The 18972-nt window shown below is 46.0% G+C and carries 19 protein-coding genes; 15 read left to right on the top strand and 4 right to left on the bottom strand.

From position 1 onward, the window contains the following. Window positions 1-336 precede the first annotated feature (336 nt). Entirely contained in the window at window positions 337-1320 is a 984-nt protein-coding gene (locus ABUE30_RS11015) for a YheT family hydrolase (RefSeq protein WP_408623822.1), read from the top strand. On the opposite strand, the gene ABUE30_RS11010 is transcribed toward ABUE30_RS11015, so the two are convergent. Further along, on the bottom strand, window positions 1321-2469 hold the full coding sequence (locus ABUE30_RS11010) for a Gfo/Idh/MocA family protein (RefSeq protein WP_408623821.1): 1149 nt from the start codon (window positions 2467-2469) through the stop codon (window positions 1321-1323). A 312-nt stretch (window positions 2470-2781) separates the two neighbouring features. Here ABUE30_RS11010 and ABUE30_RS11005 point away from each other — a divergent pair, with 312 nt between their 5' ends. Both ABUE30_RS11005 and ABUE30_RS11000 read left to right on the top strand, forming a co-directional pair. Further along, window positions 2782-3666 carry a BadF/BadG/BcrA/BcrD ATPase family protein gene (locus ABUE30_RS11005; protein WP_408623820.1) on the top strand — a complete coding sequence of 295 codons (885 nt, stop codon included), beginning with the start codon at window positions 2782-2784 and terminating at the stop codon, window positions 3664-3666. Between the two features lie 46 nt (window positions 3667-3712). Then, window positions 3713-4816 (top strand): ROK family protein, encoded by a 1104-nt coding sequence (locus ABUE30_RS11000; RefSeq protein ID WP_408623819.1) that lies wholly within the window; start codon window positions 3713-3715, stop codon window positions 4814-4816. A 286-nt stretch (window positions 4817-5102) separates the two neighbouring features. Here the strand turns inward: ABUE30_RS11000 and ABUE30_RS10995 are convergent, their stop codons facing one another. Next, window positions 5103-6194, bottom strand: coding sequence for an ABC transporter ATP-binding protein (locus ABUE30_RS10995; protein ID WP_408623818.1), 1092 nt, complete (start codon window positions 6192-6194; stop codon window positions 5103-5105). A 1-nt stretch (window position 6195) separates the two neighbouring features. Next, window positions 6196-6807 (bottom strand): GNAT family N-acetyltransferase, encoded by a 612-nt coding sequence (locus tag ABUE30_RS10990; protein WP_408623817.1) that lies wholly within the window; start codon window positions 6805-6807, stop codon window positions 6196-6198. A 518-nt stretch (window positions 6808-7325) separates the two neighbouring features. Between ABUE30_RS10990 and ABUE30_RS10985 the strand changes: the two genes are divergently transcribed. From ABUE30_RS10985 to ABUE30_RS10950, 8 genes are all read left to right on the top strand, one after another. Next, on the top strand, window positions 7326-8657 hold the full coding sequence (locus tag ABUE30_RS10985; RefSeq protein ID WP_408623816.1) for an extracellular solute-binding protein: 1332 nt from the start codon (window positions 7326-7328) through the stop codon (window positions 8655-8657). A gap of 60 nt (window positions 8658-8717) precedes the next feature. Then, window positions 8718-9590: a carbohydrate ABC transporter permease gene (locus ABUE30_RS10980; protein ID WP_408623815.1), complete on the top strand. Its 873-nt coding sequence runs from the start codon at window positions 8718-8720 to the stop codon at window positions 9588-9590. Beyond that, entirely contained in the window at window positions 9590-10405 is an 816-nt protein-coding gene (locus ABUE30_RS10975; RefSeq protein WP_408623814.1) for a carbohydrate ABC transporter permease, read from the top strand. The genes ABUE30_RS10980 and ABUE30_RS10975 overlap by 1 nt, the downstream gene beginning before the upstream one ends. Window positions 10406-10437: 32 nt before the next feature. Next, window positions 10438-11790 (top strand): glycoside hydrolase family 28 protein, encoded by a 1353-nt coding sequence (locus tag ABUE30_RS10970; protein WP_408623813.1) that lies wholly within the window; start codon window positions 10438-10440, stop codon window positions 11788-11790. A gap of 174 nt (window positions 11791-11964) precedes the next feature. After that, on the top strand, window positions 11965-13320 hold the full coding sequence (locus ABUE30_RS10965; RefSeq protein WP_408623812.1) for an MFS transporter: 1356 nt from the start codon (window positions 11965-11967) through the stop codon (window positions 13318-13320). Between the two features lie 59 nt (window positions 13321-13379). Further along, entirely contained in the window at window positions 13380-14171 is a 792-nt protein-coding gene (locus ABUE30_RS10960; RefSeq protein WP_408623811.1) for an AraC family transcriptional regulator, read from the top strand. 68 nt (window positions 14172-14239) lie between these two features. Further along, window positions 14240-14479, top strand: a complete 240-nt coding sequence (locus ABUE30_RS10955; protein ID WP_408623810.1) for a YheU family protein — start codon at window positions 14240-14242, stop codon at window positions 14477-14479. Between the two features lie 26 nt (window positions 14480-14505). Further along, window positions 14506-15375, top strand: coding sequence for a phosphoribulokinase (locus ABUE30_RS10950; RefSeq protein WP_408623809.1), 870 nt, complete (start codon window positions 14506-14508; stop codon window positions 15373-15375). Window positions 15376-15377: 2 nt separating this feature from the next. Here ABUE30_RS10950 and ABUE30_RS10945 read toward each other — a convergent pair whose 3' ends face one another. Further along, window positions 15378-15788 (bottom strand): OsmC family protein, encoded by a 411-nt coding sequence (locus tag ABUE30_RS10945; protein WP_408623808.1) that lies wholly within the window; start codon window positions 15786-15788, stop codon window positions 15378-15380. 100 nt (window positions 15789-15888) lie between these two features. Between ABUE30_RS10945 and ABUE30_RS10940 the strand changes: the two genes are divergently transcribed. The 4 genes from ABUE30_RS10940 to ABUE30_RS10925 all read left to right on the top strand — a co-directional run bounded on the left by ABUE30_RS10940 (window position 15889) and on the right by ABUE30_RS10925 (window position 18927). Next, window positions 15889-16014 carry a hypothetical protein gene (locus ABUE30_RS10940; RefSeq protein ID WP_408623807.1) on the top strand — a complete coding sequence of 42 codons (126 nt, stop codon included), beginning with the start codon at window positions 15889-15891 and terminating at the stop codon, window positions 16012-16014. 284 nt (window positions 16015-16298) lie between these two features. After that, window positions 16299-16937, top strand: coding sequence for a cAMP-activated global transcriptional regulator CRP (crp, locus tag ABUE30_RS10935; RefSeq protein ID WP_408623806.1), 639 nt, complete (start codon window positions 16299-16301; stop codon window positions 16935-16937). Window positions 16938-17353: 416 nt separating this feature from the next. Beyond that, window positions 17354-18376 carry a TRAP transporter substrate-binding protein gene (locus ABUE30_RS10930; protein ID WP_408623805.1) on the top strand — a complete coding sequence of 341 codons (1023 nt, stop codon included), beginning with the start codon at window positions 17354-17356 and terminating at the stop codon, window positions 18374-18376. 11 nt (window positions 18377-18387) lie between these two features. Next, complete coding sequence (locus tag ABUE30_RS10925) at window positions 18388-18927, top strand: TRAP transporter small permease (RefSeq protein ID WP_408623804.1); 540 nt, start codon at window positions 18388-18390, stop codon at window positions 18925-18927. Window positions 18928-18972 lie beyond the last annotated feature (45 nt).

Raw genomic sequence — 18972 nt, 5'->3', positions numbered from 1 at the left:
TTAGATTAGCCCAAAGTGCAATGGTTTGTGAAGCTCCTACAACAGGGATGGTACAAACACGATAATTATACACCTATTCAATTATTTATGTTGCAATAATGCTCCAACACATGGGGAATCGGACCAAGCATTTCTGTCAAAACTCATGTAATGGTATATATATCACTTAGATGTAGCCTAACAATAAATGATCAATAGTTGCGAGTTGATGCCATTTAACAGCTCAAATTGGCATGATACATCGCACAATCATCACCCAAGCGATATGCTGGATTTATTTCTAAGCCACTAGGCCCGATAACCTACGCCAAGCGTTATTGTAATGATGTGACAACTATGAACGATGAAAAGAACCGACGCGGCCTGTTTAAGGCTGCTTTTTATGCGAACAATCGTCATCTACAGACCATTTTACCAACGTTGTTTACCTACCCATTACCACCGCTTAATTGGCAAATACTTCCGATTGCCGACGGGGATCATGTTGAGCTGGCCTGGGTAAACGCACCATCACCACTGACTCAAGTGATCATCATTTTATTACCAGGCCTTGAAGGCTCCATTGCCAGCCACTATATCAGTCGGTTATTAGCTCGACTACAACACACTAATTTGACGACTGTCGTATTGCACCACCGCGGCTGTGGGCCAACTATGAATCGATTATGGCGTAGCTATCACAGCAATGATCAATTAGGTCTGCAAGCGCTCGTTCGCCATTGTCAAACACGCTGGCCGACAACCCCTCTCTATGCCATTGGTTATTCGATGGGGGCAAATCTGTTGGCAAACTATTTAGCCGACCATCCGCTCAATGGCGCTGCGCTAATCTGCCCACCATTGAATTTAGCCGTAAGCGCGGCGCTTTTAAATCAACCCACCCGTCTGATTTATCGCCGCTATCTATTAAACAGTCTAAAGCAGCGCTTAAGCACCAAAATAGCTCAGTTTGCCAATGCCCCTATCAAACGATCCACATTAAAAAGCATTCACACTCTCGCTGAGTTTGATGAATGCTATACCGCACCAGCTTGTGGCTTCAACAGTGCTAACGATTACTATCAACAGGCGAGTTGTTTGCCAAGATTAGCGTTGATTGATACCCCAACCTGGCTATTGAGAGCAGCCGATGATCCAGTGGTTGATCCCGCACCAGAAGATTTGACCCAACGTTTAAGCCCAAGCATTCACTATCAGTTGAGTCGCCATGGCGGACATGTCGGGTTTAGTCAAGGATGGCGCTTACAGCATAGTTGGTTAGATGAAACGCTGCTACGCTGGCTACAACGTTCCATCAGTCCAACCATCGAAAAGGATTGATTAGCGCCCTAACGCTGCATCAAACTGCGCCCAACATTCCGTCATATCAATCACTGATTTGGTTTTGCGCGCTTCGTCAATTTTAATGGCAGTAAGCCCAGCTTCTAACGCATCGATGACTGACACCTGCAGCGCTGAACCGGTGGTCAAATGGCGGACGACCTCTTCGGCCATTAACGCATCCGACCCATAGTGACCGTCATACGCACTACCAGCATAAGTTTTATCGACTAATGATTTACTAGTTCGAGCATCGTGCACTTTGAAAAAGTTGCGAACAAAATCACCCTCTGCCTGTCCATCCGTTCCCATCACGCAAAAGCGGCGAAACTCATCGGGGACATTGAGATTGGCGTGAAAGCTTAATGTCGCACCACCAGCGAACTCGACAATCGCACTCTGATAGTCAACAATATCCGCATCGCTATCAAACACCGCATCAGTGCTCGACCAACCACTGGGTTTACTATGATAGACCTCTGATTCAGGTGTGATGTTGCCTCGCGGGGCATGTTGTGGGGTAAACGATTTGCGGCCACCAAAACTGGCAACCCGACTGGATCGCTGCCCAATTAAACCTTGATATAAGTCGATATCATGGCAACATTTTTCCAAAATATAAGGACCGGCATATTTTTCAAATCGCCGCCAATCCCGCATAAAAAAAGCACCGTGAAAAGGACGAATGTGTTCAGTGGCTTCAATTGAAGTAATTTCGCCTAATGAACCATTAGCTTTGCTACTCACTAAGTCACGATAGAGCGGAGAATAACGCAGTACCAATCCAACGATAATCTGGTCTTGGCCATACTGAGCGATTAATTTAGCAAGTTCCAAACTCTGTTGTTCAGTGGTTACAACTGGTTTTTCACTAAAGACCCGATAACCGGCCGCCAACCCCGCTTGAATATGCTCTAAATGCATAAAGTTAGGCGAACCCACCATTAATAGATCAAATCCACCAGCGTCGAGCATACTGGTTAGCGACTGAAAACTTTGGCCAGGATCAATCCCGAACTCTCGCAAATTAGGCAATCCTGCTGGTGCAGGATCATAATATCCAACAATGGTAAATTGCGGATCAGCCTTTTTAAACTCCTTGGCTACATGAGAGAGTCGAAACCCTAACCCTACAATTGCAACTTTCATTTTTCCACCTTATCCGTCACCCAGCGAACTGTTATGCCGATGATCATCCCATCGATGATGCGTTGACCTGCCACCCTCAATTTATTACATGTAAAAAAGTAATGTCAAATAAAAACAAAATAACCATTACCAATTTTTGGCATAAATAATTGAAAAAATTAATAAAAATAATATTTTGAATGTTGTTATTTTTTTTATAAAAACTAATTAGTATTGATATTCAGTTATTTTTCCCCTAATCTTCTAGCTATAAATCACTGACTTGTGCAGTGTTTTGGCTACAATGGCTAGCTCTATAGGAGAACCTCTCACTTGCAACCGCAATATTTTATTGGTGTCGATGGCGGCGGAACTCGTTGCCGAGTTAAGCTTACCGACCAAGTTGGTACTCAATTGGCTCAATGCATCGGCGGCTCGGCAAATATCTATTCCAATTTTGAGCAAGCCATGCAAACAGTGATGCAGTTAATTGACCAAGCCTTGCTTGAAGCTAATCTCCCATCAGCGGCCTTAACACAGACTTCAGTGGTGCTGGGTTTAGCAGGGGCTAATGTGCAAAGCGCCAAGCGCAAGGCTCAAGCTTATCCTCAGTCATTTAATACCTATCAAGTTTATTCAGATGTAGAGATTGCATGTATCGGTGCTCATTTAACCCAGCCCGGTGCTGTCCTGATTATTGGTACAGGTAGCCAAGGTGTCTATTGGGATTCTCAGCAATTCCATTGCATTGGTGGCTGGGGAATGACTATTTCGGACCAAGGATCAGGTGCACAATTAGGATTAAGTGCAGTGCGTTTAGCGCTGCAAGCACACCAAGATCTGCTCAGTCAGACGTTATTCACTCAACAAATTATGGCGAATTTTTCCCACTCACCTGAACAATTACTCAAATGGAGTTGCCAAGCTACACCTGCCGATTGGGGCCAATTTGCGCCAGTCGTTTTTGCGCATGCTGACACAGATAAACATGCCCGTGCACTAATTCGTCAAACCGCGCGGGAGATTAGCACCATGCTGGATTACTTGACCTGCAACAACGACATACCCGTTGCGTTAATGGGAGGATTAGCCGAACCGATTCTTCGCTGGCTTCCCACAACGCTTCAAGCTAAAGTAGTGCCCCCCCAGGAAGATGCGCTAACTGGGGCACGCCTGTTAGCCGGAAGTCCAATAGCTAATGCGCAGCGCGCCAGCTGAATTGGTCAAATTTCAACCTATCGATAAGAATATTTGGATAACCTTGATGACGACACCTTCAATCACAACACGCATCTTGCGCTTAGTTGTTGAGCGGGCCCCAATTAGTCAATCAGGCCTAAAAACACTAAGTGGTTTAAGTATGTCAGCAGTCTCTCAGGCCACGAATCGACTGCTATCCAAAGGTCTCATTCAAGAGTTAGGTTTACGCCGTGTCTCGATGGGGCGTCCCAAAATGTTACTTGGACTCACACCTGATTATGCCAATGTGATCGGCGTGCAGCTCAACGCTGAGCGTAATCTGATCATTATGACCGACCTAAGTGGGAATTTAATTAGTGAGCAGCAGCTTCCCTCTGGCGAGTTATCGCCTAAACAGTTGAGCGATGCATTGGCTAAATTTTTAAATACCAATCGCGACAAGCATATCGGAGCAATTGGTCTGGCCATCTCCGGTCTAGTGGACCCTATCAGTGGTGAATGTCTTCGCTCGACCGTACTTCGTTGGACTCGCGTGCCTATCGCTCAGCAGTTAATGGAGCGTTTTAACATTCCGGTTTATATCGAAAACGATGCGAATGCAATGGCTCAAGCAAGTTTGGTTTTTGGTCAACTTGGGCAAGCAAAATCAGCAATTATTGCCACATATGGGCAAGGAATTGGTGCGGGTATTATCATCAATCGTCAACTTTATCGGGGTAACCACGGTACTGCAGGTGAAATAGGAAGTGCATTATTAGCGGATGGCTCAGGGAACGTACTCGAAGATGTCGCATCAACCAAAGCGATCTTAAGTCAGTTGGCAGATGATCCCTTGCTTAAGGCGCCGCTGCACCACCTACAAGAGCTTGACCACCAACCCAGCGAGCTGGCTCTCGAAGTGCTCACCCATGCGGGCCATCATCTAGGTATTGCTCTGGCAAATTTGGCCACTGCTTTTGATCCAGAAGTCGTTTATCTAGTCACTGAGCCACAGATGGCTTCTCGAATTTTACTCGACCAAGTGGCTCAAAGTTTTCAGCAATTTCGCCTTAAACTTGCTCCGCAGTTAACTCCGTTGCAGTTTATTACAGAATCGAGAATGTCAGCCCAAGGTGCAGCCGGGCTTGCTGTCAATCGACTGATTGATGAGCTCTCAAGCGAGATGTAAATGTGACTTAAATGGTCTCATCTCACTTCGCACCTTAATTATTTTAAAAATCGAATAGATAGATATTATTGGCAACCCGCCGTCATTTGACTTATATACTTAATCGATCCCTCTTTTTTACTGCCAGCTAATTTTGATAGCTGGCTTGTCTCCCTTAAATCATCACCAACTTCTCTAGCAGATCCACGCGAATCAAACAAACTCATCATCGCCGACAGCAAGCAGGAGTGAGGCTCACCTTGAAAGTTGAATATTTTAGTCTCTCACCCCAACATGCTGTTATGAATTAACGCACTCTTGCACCTTCAGCATCAAACAGTAATACCTTTTGCGGATCGATGGCAAGCCTCAACGAGGCATGCGTATTAAGTGAGTCGGCATGGCGATCTTCGAGCACAAACATCGCCTCGCTACCGATATCTAAATAAAGATAATTGGTATGACCGAGACGCTCTGCGTAGGCGATAGTAGCCTCAAAGGCGTTTATTTGCTCGCTTGGTGCTTGACTAATTACATGTTCGGGACGAATACCAAGTGTTAATTCGGTGCCTTCCGCTACTGTCGAGCCCACCTCACAAACTAAGCATTCGATACCGAGTTCAGCCACCTCTACTTGCAACTGCGTACCGTTACAGGCCCTGACTCGAGCTCGCAAAAAGTTCATGCGCGGAGAACCGATAAAACCTGCCACGAAGATATTATCAGGATCGTGATAAATGGCGAGCGGCTTACCCACTTGTTCAATTTGACCATCACGTAACACCACAATGCGGTCCGCAAGGGTCATCGCCTCAAGCTGGTCGTGCGTCACATAGATCATGGTATTGCCCAATGCTTCATGCAATTTGGCGATCTCAATACGCATCTGCAACCGCAGCTCAGCATCTAAGTTCGACAACGGCTCATCAAATAAGAAGATTTTGGGTTCTCGTATTATCGCCCGACCTATTGCAACGCGCTGGCGCTGACCGCCTGAAAGCTCGCGTGGCAGACGCTCAAGCAGCTCAGTTAAATGCAGCTTTTTCGCCACATCGCTCACCTTGCTGGCCACTTCATCTTTTCTTTTTTTAGCCATTTCAAGAGGATATGCCAAATTCGCGCGCACGCTCATATTTGGATATAACGCGTATGATTGAAACACCATTGCGATCCCACGATCGGCCGCATTTTGCGCCGTCATATCCTGCTCATCGATCCAAAGCGAGCCATCACTAATGGTCTCTAAGCCTGCAATCATACGCAATAAGGTTGATTTACCACAGCCTGACGGGCCAACAAAAACGATGAACTCACCATTTTCAATAGTAAGATCAATTCCATGGATAACAGTGTGCTGATCAAAATTTTTCTTTAATTGTTGTAACGCTAAATTGGCCATCTTATTCCTCGTCTAAACGCTGCCCCATATAAATAGCGTGGCTGCGCAAAATGGTCTCAAAACCGACTTTTTCGTAGAATTGGCAGACTCTTTCATTGGCTAAATTCACGCCAAGATGCACCCCATCAACACCCGCTTCTTTTAACGCATGGAGTTGATGGGCGATCAGCTTCCGTCCCCATCCCCCTGCCTGTGCTTGAGGCAGCAAATTAATATGTAAATGCGCAGGCCAGCGTTCTAATAACTCGGGACTTGCCCCTGAAGGATGTCGAATCTGGCCGAGAACTTTGTGATCCCAAAGCGCCATTTCTTCACGCTCGGCATATTGCGCCTTTAACTTAGGCCACCACTGCTTAGCCAGCGTTTGCTCATAATGCGCGGTATCTGCTGTTGCGACGACATATCCAACAACTTGCTGGTTCATTTCTAATACAAACGCAAATTGCGGCTCAAAGAGTAAATAAGGGATCACATAAACTTGACCAGGATACTCATGATCACTATATAAACCTGTTGCATCGTCTCCAGCCTTCGCCGTCTGCAAACAAATCTGGTAAAGCATTGGCCTATCGGTTAGCTTGGCATGGCGAATAAAGGCGACTGGCTGATCCATCGGGCAACTCCTTACACCGTCAGTAAATGGTGATGAATAAATCATCAAACTTAATTTTCAGTAAATAATAAATATGATTTCCATGCAAGCGTTATTCACTTCGATAGCTGTATTTACAAGATCAATTCGCCGCAACAAACCTGTTGGCCGACTTTAACAAACAATAACGAAGAGTTGATCCATCCAATGAGCTCAACAAGATGCCCTCAAAAAACAGATTTATAACCTATTATTGATATAAAATTAGTTGAATAATCTATTATTATCCCAATCAATTAGTTTTTAATATCCTCACCAAATGATTGTTAATTTTTTGTAGCACAATAAATTTGCTGGCAAGATATGTCTTAATATTTTTCGATCCAGATCGAAATACTAGAATGTGAGAGAGAAAAACAACTTTACTTTATATATAAAAATAAGTAAGTCTATATGGAGAACGTCTGGGATACTTGATGCGATACGACCATCCAACGACGACCACCCATCATGGAACTTGATGAACAGGGGATATAATCATGCCAAAGCCACAAAATATTCATAACTGGATACGTTACACCAGCTTATCAATAGCCACTTTAGTGGGGGTTGCAGTCATTCCAGCAGTGCACGCAACCTCCATTGAACTAAAAGAGTGGGATATTTATAACTATCCTGAACAAACTGCCGTAATCAACCAAGCGATTAAAGATTTCACCGCGCAACACCCTAATATCAAAATCACCCGCTCTGTCCATTCCTTTGAGGATATGCGTATTCCACTCAAGTTGGCGCTCTCATCAGGGGGCGGTCCACAGGTGGCACAAGTTAATCAGGGGGGAGGCGATATGGGAGCCTTAGTTAAACAACAGTTGTTAGTCCCAATGGATAGCTATGCAAAACACTATCATTGGACTGAACGCTTTCCGCCTTCTATTTTAAAGAGCAATCGATGGTCAAAAGATCTTAAATTTAGTCAAGGCGAATTATACGGTGTGGCCAGTTTAGGCGAGATGGTTGGTTTTTATTATAATCAAGCAATATTAGATAAGGCCGGAATCAGCGTTCCCAAGACGATGACACAGCTGAACCTTGACATGGCTAAACTGAAAAAACAGGGCGTGGCGCCGATGATGCTAGGCCTGTTGGATGGCAATGCTGGCCAGCAAATGCTGAGCGCCTTATGGCAAGACCAGATTGATAGCAGTCACCGCGCTACCCTTGATAAACTCATTTATGACCAAGGCGGCACATTCCACAATCCCAAATTAATGAAAGCTGCAAAACTAATGCAGTCATGGGCCAAAAAGGGTTATTTCTTTCAAGGTTTTCAAGGGATTGGCCATGATGATGCGGCCACCTTATTTCAAAGTGGCCAATCAGCATTCTTTATTAGTGGGACATGGTATATGGGGCAGTTCAAGGCGAATAAAGATATCCATTTTGCCGCACTTCCCAAATTTGCGGGCGTCCCGCATCCATTAATTGAAGGGGGGACCGATTTGCCATTCTCCATCACCACCGCCGCTAAAACCAAAGCGCAACGTGATGCAGCAGCTGCATTTATCAACGAGTTAGTGTCTGACAAAGTTGCTAATGCGTGGTTGCAACATGGCTTTTTAGCCGCCGCAGTGGCCAAAAATGCCAAGCTTCCAGCCGATAACCCTTTGTTAGGCGATGTCTATCGAGTTTGGGTAACGGTAAATCAAAGCAATGCATTGGGCCATTATATCGATTGGGCAACGCCAACCATGTTAACCACGATTAATCAAAGCGTACAGAAGTTAATGGGTGGACGAATGACTCCGAAGCAGCTGACCGATGTACTCGATAAAGACTACCAAAAATATCTCGCATCACTCTCTCATTGATTGTTGAGACAACTCAGCTCACAGCAAGGTGGGCTGAGTTCGATAGAAGGAGTTGCATCAATGCTCAATGGCTCGTTATTAAAAAACTCGCTGTATTTACTGCCAGCACTACTTATCTATAGCGTATTTTTGCTTTTTCCATTAATAGCCTCATTATTGGTAAGTCTAACCGCCTGGGATGGTAGCGGCTGGCCAATTTTTGTTGGACTGCAAAATTTTGTGACTATTTTTGGTGATTACCAATTTTGGGTCGCGGTAGGAAATAATGTCATCTTGATGCTGTTCTATACGCTCTTCCCTATTGCTCTTGGATTAGCGCTGTGCAGTTTTTTGAATGAACTCAAAGGGACTAAAGAGTTGACGCTATTAAGAGCACTCTTTTTCCTTCCCTATATTATGCCGATGGCGGTACTGGGGGTAGTCTGGCGCTGGTTATACAACCCAGCATTTGGCCCCATTGATCAATTTTTCCGATTCATTGGCATGCCTCAACTGGCTATCGCTTGGTTGGGGAATTTTACTTGGGCACTCCCCGCAACAGGTATGGTTGCCGTCTGGTATTTTTTTGGCTTCTGCTTAGTGTTGTTTATGGCCGGGATCCAACGCATGGACCCATCCATTCATGAAGCGGCCGAACTAGATGGTTCATCACGCTGGCAAAAATTTAAGCGGATCACCCTGCCCGGACTTCGTCCTGAGATCAAAGTGGCCTTAATTTTAACAGTGATCGCCAGCCTAAAAGCCTTCGACCTTATTTATGTGATGACGCGTGGTGGCCCGGGGACTTCCACGTTAGTTACCAATATGTACATGTATCAGCAAGGCTTTGATCTGCGCCACTTTGGCTATGCCTCTGCGGTAGCCATCTTGAGTATGCTGATTATCTTTATCGTCAATGGCCTGATTCATTTTATGATCCGAGAACGCAGATAATGTTAAAACATCTAACTATTTCACGCTTATTTTTATGGCTGCTTGGACTCCTGACCGTTGCCCCATTTCTGATGGTCCTATCAGCCTCGTTTAAAACCCAATCGGAGTTATTCCAAGGGTTGTTCGTTTTGCCTGGCCATATCAGTTTGCATAACTATCTTGAAGCCTGGCAACAGGGACACTTTCGTATCTACTTCCTCAATTCAGTAGTGGTCGTTATCCCCGTAGTCATCAGTAGCCTTTTTATCGGGATCTTGTCTGGCTTTGCCTTCGCCTTTTTAAAGATACCCGGTAAAACGCTGGTCGCCGCATTGATGGCCCTGGGAATGGTATTGCCCTCGGAATCATTCATTATCCCGTTGTATCAGGAACTTCGCTTAATGGGGCTGACCAATACCTATTGGGCGCTGATCTTGCCGCAAATTGCTTTATCATTGCCGTTTACGACATTGATGATCGCCACGGCTTTTCGCCAGGTTCCAAAAGAATTGCTTGAAGCGGCAGTAATGGATCAAACACCTCGCTGGAAAATACTCTGGAAAGTACTGCTCCCCGCTATCGCGCCCACACTATCGACACTGGCGTTACTGTTGTTTATCTGGACTTGGAATGAGTTTTTGATCCCATTAATTTTAGTCAATCAAGATAACCTGCGCACACTACCGATTGGCATGATGTTCTTTCAAAACCGCAACACCATTAATATTCCCGTGCTCATGGCAGGTGCGATGATCGTCATTATTCCGTTAATCTGCGTCTTTCTTATCTTCCAGCGCAAATTTATCAGCGGTGTCACCGAAGGCGCGGTCAAATAACCCGCCCCATTATTGTCAAAGGAGTTTTGTCGATGCAGATTACTCTCGCAGCACTCGCTCACCACCAAGGCCAACAAGATGTCAGCGCTGCATTTCAACAAGCATTCGATCAGATCGCTCAAGCCGGAGGTGGAACTCTGATTGTTCCCACCGGACGATATCGAATCGGAGCATTACAATTACCATCGAATTTATATTTGTGGCTAGAAGCTGGGGCTGAGCTGATTGCCAGCCCTGATTATCAGGATTTTCAAGGTGCAATCACCCTATCGGTCGCAGAAAACTCGGATCGCGCGATGCTTTATGCTCGCCATCAACATAATATCACGATTGCCGGCCCTGGCCTTATCAATGGTAATGCCAGCGCTTATTTTGCGTCAGAACCGGATGAACAAGGGTATCGCTTGCCCGCGCCACATCGTCCTCGATTGATCGTATTTGAAGATTGCCAACAGATCCGACTGACTCATTTCACGATCATTGATGCCCCAATGTGGACCGTTCATTTAGTGAGTTCTGCACATATTTTTATCGACCAGCTAACCATCAGCAATGACCTGACCATGGCAAATACCGACGCATTAGATATCGACGGCTGCCAATATGTCCAGATCAGCAATAGCCACTTTAGCTCTGCTGATGATGGCATTTGCCTCAAAACCACCTGTAAACCCAGCGAACTACGCCGCCCGACCCAACATGTATTAGTGCAAAATTGCCTACTTCGTTCATACAGTTGTGCATTCAAAATTGGTACTGAAACCTTTGATGCGATTGAAGATATCAGTGTTAACAATTGCTCCATCTATGACAGTAATCGCGCAATTGGCATCGTCAGTCGAGATGGCGGAGTGATCCAGCGACTACAATTCAGTCACATTAACTTTGCTTGCCACCATGTACACCCTTGCCATTGGGGTAAAGCAGATCCTATTTTTATCTCCTGTCGCCATCGCGATCCAGCGATCGCCCCAGGAGCAGTTCGTTGGGTCAGTTTCTCTCATCTTAGCGGAACAACCGAAGGTGCCATTAATATGCATACCGACACCCCTGGCAGTTTGCTGCATATCTCGCTCAGTCACCTACACATGCAACAATGCGTAAATGACCAGTCTGAACAAGGATTGTACGATGTGCGTCCGCCTTGTAACCCTGACCAACCTACTGGCATGGGACTTGATAATGCTTATCGCCTTAACCCCAACACCGGACAAGCCTTTGGCGTCGAGCACTACCCCAACGGTCTGCCAGCCATCTATGCACAGGGGGTTGAACAATTGCATCTCGAACATCTTTTTATTGAAAGACCGCCTATTCTGCCGCAAAGTTGGGATGTTAATCCTATTGTGCAAACCGCACTGAGCGATGCGGGCCCACGTCGGTAAGACGCAAAGCTGTTACAAATCGATGAGTTCAGCCCTTGAGCTCATCGAGTCAACTCATAGAAGGGCCCCCTAGATTGTCTGCTTCGTTCGAAAATATGACTTATCCGACCATTAAGAACAACAACAGTGCGCTCTATACTAGCTTGACACTTCATTCATACAGGCATCAAAAATATGCAGTTGTCAATTCTCCATGCTCAGGCACACCGCGGGATCCTTATCGCCGTATCGATAGCACTTTTTCTGGCAGCAATGGATAGCACCATTGTTGCGCCCGCGCTACCCACCATCCAAGTCACGTTTAGCAATCATTCAAGCTGGCCTTGGATCATGACTGGTTTTTTACTCCCTATCGCTTTTATGGCACCATTAGTCGGCAGCCTAGCGGATATTTTTGGCGCTTTAACCGTATTTCGCGTCAGTATCGGTATTTTTCTTATCGCCTCGCTAGGTGCGTCGCTAGCCCATACCATGGCACTTCTCATTAGCGCTCGCATTATTCAAGGGGTTGGCGCAGGAGGGATTATCGTGCTCGCTTACACGCTGCTTGGCAGTCTCTATCCACCCGAGCAGCGCGCTAAAATGCAGGGGCTACTAAGCGCAGTTTGGGGTTTAGCCGCCGTCATCGGTCCTGTCCTTGGTAGCCTGATTTTATTAACATTAGGTTGGCGCGGGATCTTTTGGCTCAATTTGCCAGTGGGGCTAATTGCTCTAGCTCTCAGCCATCGGTTAAACCTTCCGCGTCACGTCAATCAGTCTAAGAGTTCCATTGATGGCTGGGCGCAATCGTTAAGCATCATCGCAATCGTGTCTTGGCTACTCAGTTTGAATGCGCCTTGGCCGCAACACATAGTCGAGCTAAACATTGTTGTTGTCGCAATCGTCAGTACGATCTTGGTCATCATTCGCATTCGCGCAAACCCTTCTCGTTCACCGATTCCACTAGCGATATTTATGCAGCCCTCGTTACGCTGTATGACGCTTCTTATGCTGTTATCTAGCGCCAATATCTATGCGACCGTCACGCTATTGCCAAGCGTGTTAGTCCACTCACATAGTATGCTTAGTCCCGGGATACTAATCACCGTAGCGGCATTAGGCTGGGTGGGCGGCGCGATCATTTGCGCCAAATTACTCAACACCAACAATCAACTGTTCATGCTGCTATCCGGTTCAGTCGGTTTAATCATCGGTCCGCTAGGCATCGCGATGTCACTCAACCAAGGACGATGGGCATTGCCTTGTGCATTACTGATTAGTGCGCTAGCAACTGGCATCGTTGCTGCTACAACATTAGTATGGATACAAAACAGTGCCCCGCCTTCGGCACTTGGCCGCTGGACGGCCGCTGTCCAGCTCTTTCGTAATCTCGGTTCCGTCTGTGGAATTAGCCTCCTAACAGGGCTTTATACACACGCATTGACGGCGCGAACTTGCTTTATCATACTGGCATTATTGATGAGCATGGGCATCATCTGCACCCGTTATCTCTTTACCAGTAAACGCCGGCAGCACGAATCCATTCACTGATCTAGGCGCAACCAAACAGTATGGCCCAGACGAGTCGCAATTTGAATGAGGAGAGCACGATGCTTGATGACATCTTACCTTACGCGGTTGAGCGCATTATTGATACGCAGCGCCCCATGTCAGAAGATTCACATCAGCATCCTCAAGGGCAACTAATTTGGATGCGCCGCGGGATGCTCTCTGGACAAACCGCACATCAGCATTGGCTCATTCAAACCAATATGTTGATTTGGATCCCGCCAATGATTAGCCATAAAGCTCAAAATCATCAAAGCGCAACCCTTGGCGTGCTCTATTTGCCCACAGAAATGACAAGTACCTGGCCCGCGCAAGTACGCCTGGTTGATGCCTCGTTATTGGCGATTGGTATTTTTGACAAGCTACTACAAAAAAAACCCGCCTCAGCACACACACAACATCTGCTCATCGATCTGTTATGCGATGAACTCAAACAGGCCCCACCCAGCGATAATCAGCTACCACTTCCAAGCGATCCGAGGCTTAAAAAAATCACTGATGCACTGATCCTATCCCCTGCACTGCGCCAAAATCTGACCCAGTGGGGGAAACAGGTTGGGGCGAGTTCTCGCACCTTGGCGCGATTATTTGTCAAAGAAACTGGATTAAGTTATCGCGTCTGGCAGCATCGCTTGCGCCGCGTTGAGACCTTAAGCGGTTTACGCGATGGACTCACCCAAGAGCAACTGACCGAGCATCTCGGCTTTAGCTCTGTCGATGCGTTTAGCCACTGGGTTAAACGTATTTTTCAAACCACCATTCGCACATTAAAGCAGCAACTTATCGACGGTCGTGTAACCGATACATTTCATGATAGGGATGATGAAATATAATTGGATTAAACTGCATCGATGATATGTTGTATGATGACGGCTTGATATCTTCTGCAATAGGTGCGTTGATGATTATTCCTTGGCAGCAACTCAATCAGGAAACCCTCACCAATTTATTAGAATCTTTTGTGCTGCGAGAAGGCACCGATTACGGCTCTGAGGAACTATCCTTTGCTGAAAAGGTCAGTGCGCTACGCGCTCAGCTTGAGTCAGGCCATATTGTAGTTGTTTATTCTGAGTTACATGAGTCTGTTAATTTGATGTCAATCCAAGATTTTAAAGCGCAGCAATCGAGCTCGATGAAGTAACCGGACGCCACGATACAGGAATCATTATGTCAACCAAACATCCTATCATCGCAGTTACTGGCTCATCAGGAGCGGGGACAACTACAACCAGCGAAGTATTTGCCCACTTATTTCGCCAGCTTCACCAACGTGCAGCTTTTATTGAAGGGGATAGTTTTCACCGCTATACCCGTCCGGAAATGGACATTGCGATTCGTAAAGCTCGGGAACAGGGCCGCCATATTAGCTATTTTGGCGCCGAAGCCAATGATTTTCAGCTCCTACATAATTTTTTTAAAGAATATGGTGATGAGGGGACGGGGCGTTATCGGCGCTACCTGCATACCTTTGATGATGCGGTTCCCTACAACCAGATGCCTGGCACATTTACCCCTTGGCAAGAGTTAGCAACCGATACGGATCTATTATTTTATGAAGGGCTGCACGGCGGCGTACTTTGGGAAGATGTCAATGTATCACAGCATGTTGACCTGTTGATTGGCATGGTCCCTATCGTCAACTTAGAGTGGATTCAAAAACTGATCCGCGATACAACCGAACGCGGTCATTCTCGTGAAGCGGTTCAAGAGTCAATTGTACGTTCCATGGATGACTACATTAATTACATTACGCCGCAATTCTCACGCACCCATATTAATTTTCAGCGGGTGCCGACCGTTGATACCTCGAACCCATTTAGTGCCAAAAGCATTCCCAGTGCCGATGAAAGTATGCTGGTCGTGCGGTTTCGTGGATTAAAAAATATCGATTTTCCCTATTTGCTACAGATGATTGACGGTGCCTTTATGTCACGCATCAACACCATGGTCGTTCCGGGTGGTAAAATGGGGTTCGCCATGGAGTTGATTTTACTGCCCATTCTGCAACGATTACTCGATACAGGAGAAGTCAGCTAGCGTTATTCGCTAATGCGGATCTCATAACTATGTTCAATCGGGCAATGTTTGCTCAGCATCAGTGACACTGAACAATATTTTTCCATCGATAGATCGACAGCACGAGCAACTTGTTTGTCACTGAGTTTAGCGCTACCTGTCAGTACAAAATGTAGATGAATTTTGGTAAACACACGTGGTGTGGTATCGGCACGCTCGGTGGTTAATTCAACGTAGCAGTCATGAAAAGGTTGCCGCGCTTTTTGTAAAATAGAAACAACATCCACAGAGCTGCAACCACCTGCAGCCATTAACAGCACTTCCATCGGACTGGCTGCCGTCTGGGCACCATTACCGTCCATCACCAACGCATGACCTGATCCAGATTCACCAATAAACTGCATATCACCAGCCCACTTGACTTTCGCTTGCATTCTGTTTGCTCCTACAACACACGACGTGCAATTTCAAAAGCGTCAGCTTAATAGAGCCCTTGATGAAACGCCAGCTTTGGATCGCTGAAAAACGAGGCTCGTGAGTGATGACTCAGATAAGCCCTATTTTATTGTGCAGATCCCTCTTGCAGCAATATCGCAAGCCGCTTATGCTATGAAGTCTAAGGGATTGCTCGATGTGCCCTACATGCTAGGGAAATATTGACGTTTTGTGATGGTTTTGTAGCAAATGGCCGAGAGTTGACCAGATAGCGCATCATCATGGTGATTATCAACACCGATGGTGAACGAATGCGGAATACATTCTCAGCAACCGCTGCCCTTTGGATTCATCTAAATGGATTTTGCCCATGGCTGTGACACCTAGTGCACACCAAGGCAACAAAGCATAATGATCGGCTACTTTTCGATGGATAAAACTCAACCTCAAAACGTCAACATACCCTAGGCACAATTTGAAATAAAACTAAAAAAATTAGAGGACTATCTATGGTACTCGGAAAACCTCAAACGGATCCTGTATTAGAATGGTTTCTATCGCATTGCCATATTCATAAGTACCCATCCAAAAGTACCCTTATCCATGCAGGTGAAAAAGCAGAGACGCTTTACTATATTGTGAAGGGTTCGGTATCTGTGCTGATCAAAGATGATGAAGGCAAAGAGATGATCCTCTCCTATCTTAATCAGGGCGATTTCATGGGAGAACTCGGTCTGTTTGAAGAAGATGAAACTTCAGTTCGTAGTGCGTGGATCAGAGCAAAAACGCCTTGTGAAGTTGCTGAAATTTCTTATAAGAAATTTCGCCAGCTGATCCAGGTTAATCCAGATATCCTGATGCGACTTTCCACACAAATGGCGCAGCGTCTACAAGTCACCAGCCAAAAAGTCGGGAATTTAGCATTTTTGGATGTCACTGGACGGATTGCCCAAACATTGCTGAATTTGGCTAAACAACCCGATGCGATGACCCATCCTGATGGGATGCAAATCAAAATCACACGCCAAGAAATTGGGCAGATTGTAGGCTGTTCGCGGGAGACAGTCGGACGGATTTTAAAAATGCTCGAAGAGCAAAATCTGATTTCTGCTCACGGGAAAACCATTGTCGTCTTTGGTACCCGCTAACCCAACTCATGTCGTTTCACGCTGACAGTGAAACGACAACCGTCCGGCGCCTATTTCAACAGGCGCCGCAACAATCTCTCAAGCTTTGCCCTACACAAAAGATAACGCTTTATCTGACGATTACACGCGCTCGCCATCTCGTGCCATAACCGCTATCTTGTCGTGATGCGAGTCACACTCGCCTTTAGCTAAAATGCGATGTCTATCAGACTTCTCAACAAAATCTCTGCTTACTTCACTGTTCATCTTGCCCAGAACCGCTACCTTGGTATGATAAAAAACATAATATTAACACATCATTAACAATAATATTAACCTACTCGCTGCCATCGCTTACGCTAAAACGTGAATCGATTGATGCCGGCGCGTAAGCGGAGATAAGCACAGTCACACCATCGCACGCCAAGAGAGGCCTTATGAATATACGACACTATCCACACCATAAATTACGCCTGTTTGTTAGCGCCATGCTTTTGAGTTGCAGTACAGTGGCCGCTCAGGCCAGCGAATTACAACTTCGCTTTGCATGGTATATGCCGCCTCATACTGCGACAGCCGAACAAGCTGAACTTATCGCTAAGAACATAAAGACTCTCAGTCACGGCCAAATTGATGTACAGACTTATCCGTCAGGCTCACTGTTTAAGGCCTCAAATATTGCCAAAGGAATTATGAATAACACCACCAACATGGGGATCAATGCACTGCATTGGTGGTCAAAATATGAGCCTGCTTTTGAGTTTGATACCATCCCTTTCTTAGTCCCTGATGCGAAGAGCTTATTAGCCAACTTGCATGGCAAACTCGGCCAAGACATTAATACTATCTTAGAAAAACATGGCGTTCGCATCATTGCTTGGGGCTTCTATGGTTATGCTAAATCCTACATTAATAATCACCATGCGATCATAAAACCCTCGGATTTAAAAGGGTTACGAATCCGCTCTGAAGGGAAATTGTCAGCGCTGTTCTTACAAAGCCAAGGCGCGACCCCCGTCGCAATCGACTCGAGTGAAGTTTATACCGCCATCCAGCGCGGCGCGCTGGATGGCGGAGTATCAGGATTATCTACAATTGTGTCGCGCAAATGGTATGAAGTGGGTAAATATGTCAGTGCAATTCACTATGTTCCGCTCATTTATCCGGTTCAAGTTAACTTGCACTGGTGGAACGGTCTAACCCCACAGCAACGCTCAATTATTTCAAAGGCTGCACAATCTTCAGAAAAATCAGCCATTCAATCGATTGAACATGAATACACACAGGATATCCAAACGCTTAAACAAGCGGGCAACCACGTGAGCGTGCTAAAAGGCGCGGCCCTTAAACCATGGATGGCAACCGCAGGCACACTTGATCGCAAAAACTATCTGAAGGAAACAGGTGCAACGGGCAAAATGCTATTGCAGGATATCAATCCCTCTTCAATCCATGGATAGCGAGCACCGGCATGGTTACTCAGTCAGATCAAACATCGCACCGGGGCCAGACGGGCCCTTTTCGTAAACTTGAGACAGGCTGCGCTCAGGTCGCAAAGTGGGCAGGCTTAGTTAGCGGGACATCATTAATCTTACTGAGCGTCTCGATCATCATGGGTATTGCATTGCGAGTGTTCAAACTTGATAACTCTTGGACCTATGATTTAGATCTCTTCTGCCTACTTTGGCTGGCCTTTATCGGCGCGGTTAGCACGGCTTTACATGGACGACATGTAAACGCGGGAATTGCACTTGAGCATCTCATCGGACGGGGTCAATGGCTGATGATATTACGCTTTCTCATCATTATTGGCTTTTTGATTGTGTTTGCGCTCTCGGGCTACCGACTCACTATTGACAGTATCCAAACGCATGAAATCACACTTGATGTCGTGCAATGGCCGGTATGGATTGCCGAGATAGCGATCCCTATTGGTGCCAGTTTATGGGGGATAGCTGAACTATATAAATTTTTACGCGACTGGCGCCAATCATCATCGAATAAATCCTGAATGATTGGCCATAATGATTCGTTTAGTCTTTTTTGCTTTGTCTGT

Origin of the sequence: Celerinatantimonas yamalensis, from assembly GCF_046054155.1 — a bacterium.
GTDB classification, from domain to species: Bacteria; Pseudomonadota; Gammaproteobacteria; order Enterobacterales; family Celerinatantimonadaceae; genus Celerinatantimonas; species Celerinatantimonas yamalensis.
The sequence above is the reverse complement of the archived record's forward strand: the minus strand, read 5'-3'. Positions and strand labels throughout refer to the sequence as shown.

Excerpts from the sequence above, each read along its gene's own strand:
- ABUE30_RS10930 (WP_408623805.1), top strand. The coding sequence starts at position 17,354 with ATGAATATACGACACTATCCACACCATAAATTACGCCTGTTTGTTAGC.
- ABUE30_RS10950 (WP_408623809.1), top strand. The coding sequence starts at position 14,506 with ATGTCAACCAAACATCCTATCATCGCAGTTACTGGCTCATCAGGAGCG.
- ABUE30_RS11000 (WP_408623819.1), top strand. The coding sequence starts at position 3,713 with ATGACGACACCTTCAATCACAACACGCATCTTGCGCTTAGTTGTTGAG.
- ABUE30_RS10960 (WP_408623811.1), top strand. The coding sequence starts at position 13,380 with ATGCTTGATGACATCTTACCTTACGCGGTTGAGCGCATTATTGATACG.
- ABUE30_RS10995 (WP_408623818.1), bottom strand. The coding sequence starts at position 6,194 with ATGGCCAATTTAGCGTTACAACAATTAAAGAAAAATTTTGATCAGCAC.
- ABUE30_RS10970 (WP_408623813.1), top strand. The coding sequence starts at position 10,438 with ATGCAGATTACTCTCGCAGCACTCGCTCACCACCAAGGCCAACAAGAT.
- ABUE30_RS11015 (WP_408623822.1), top strand. The coding sequence starts at position 337 with ATGAACGATGAAAAGAACCGACGCGGCCTGTTTAAGGCTGCTTTTTAT.
- ABUE30_RS11010 (WP_408623821.1), bottom strand. The coding sequence starts at position 2,469 with ATGAAAGTTGCAATTGTAGGGTTAGGGTTTCGACTCTCTCATGTAGCC.
- ABUE30_RS10945 (WP_408623808.1), bottom strand. The coding sequence starts at position 15,788 with ATGCAAGCGAAAGTCAAGTGGGCTGGTGATATGCAGTTTATTGGTGAA.
- crp (WP_408623806.1), top strand. The coding sequence starts at position 16,299 with ATGGTACTCGGAAAACCTCAAACGGATCCTGTATTAGAATGGTTTCTA.
- ABUE30_RS10980 (WP_408623815.1), top strand. The coding sequence starts at position 8,718 with ATGCTCAATGGCTCGTTATTAAAAAACTCGCTGTATTTACTGCCAGCA.
- ABUE30_RS10975 (WP_408623814.1), top strand. The coding sequence starts at position 9,590 with ATGTTAAAACATCTAACTATTTCACGCTTATTTTTATGGCTGCTTGGA.
- ABUE30_RS10985 (WP_408623816.1), top strand. The coding sequence starts at position 7,326 with ATGCCAAAGCCACAAAATATTCATAACTGGATACGTTACACCAGCTTA.
- ABUE30_RS10955 (WP_408623810.1), top strand. The coding sequence starts at position 14,240 with ATGATTATTCCTTGGCAGCAACTCAATCAGGAAACCCTCACCAATTTA.
- ABUE30_RS10990 (WP_408623817.1), bottom strand. The coding sequence starts at position 6,807 with ATGGATCAGCCAGTCGCCTTTATTCGCCATGCCAAGCTAACCGATAGG.
- ABUE30_RS10925 (WP_408623804.1), top strand. The coding sequence starts at position 18,388 with ATGGTTACTCAGTCAGATCAAACATCGCACCGGGGCCAGACGGGCCCT.
- ABUE30_RS10965 (WP_408623812.1), top strand. The coding sequence starts at position 11,965 with ATGCAGTTGTCAATTCTCCATGCTCAGGCACACCGCGGGATCCTTATC.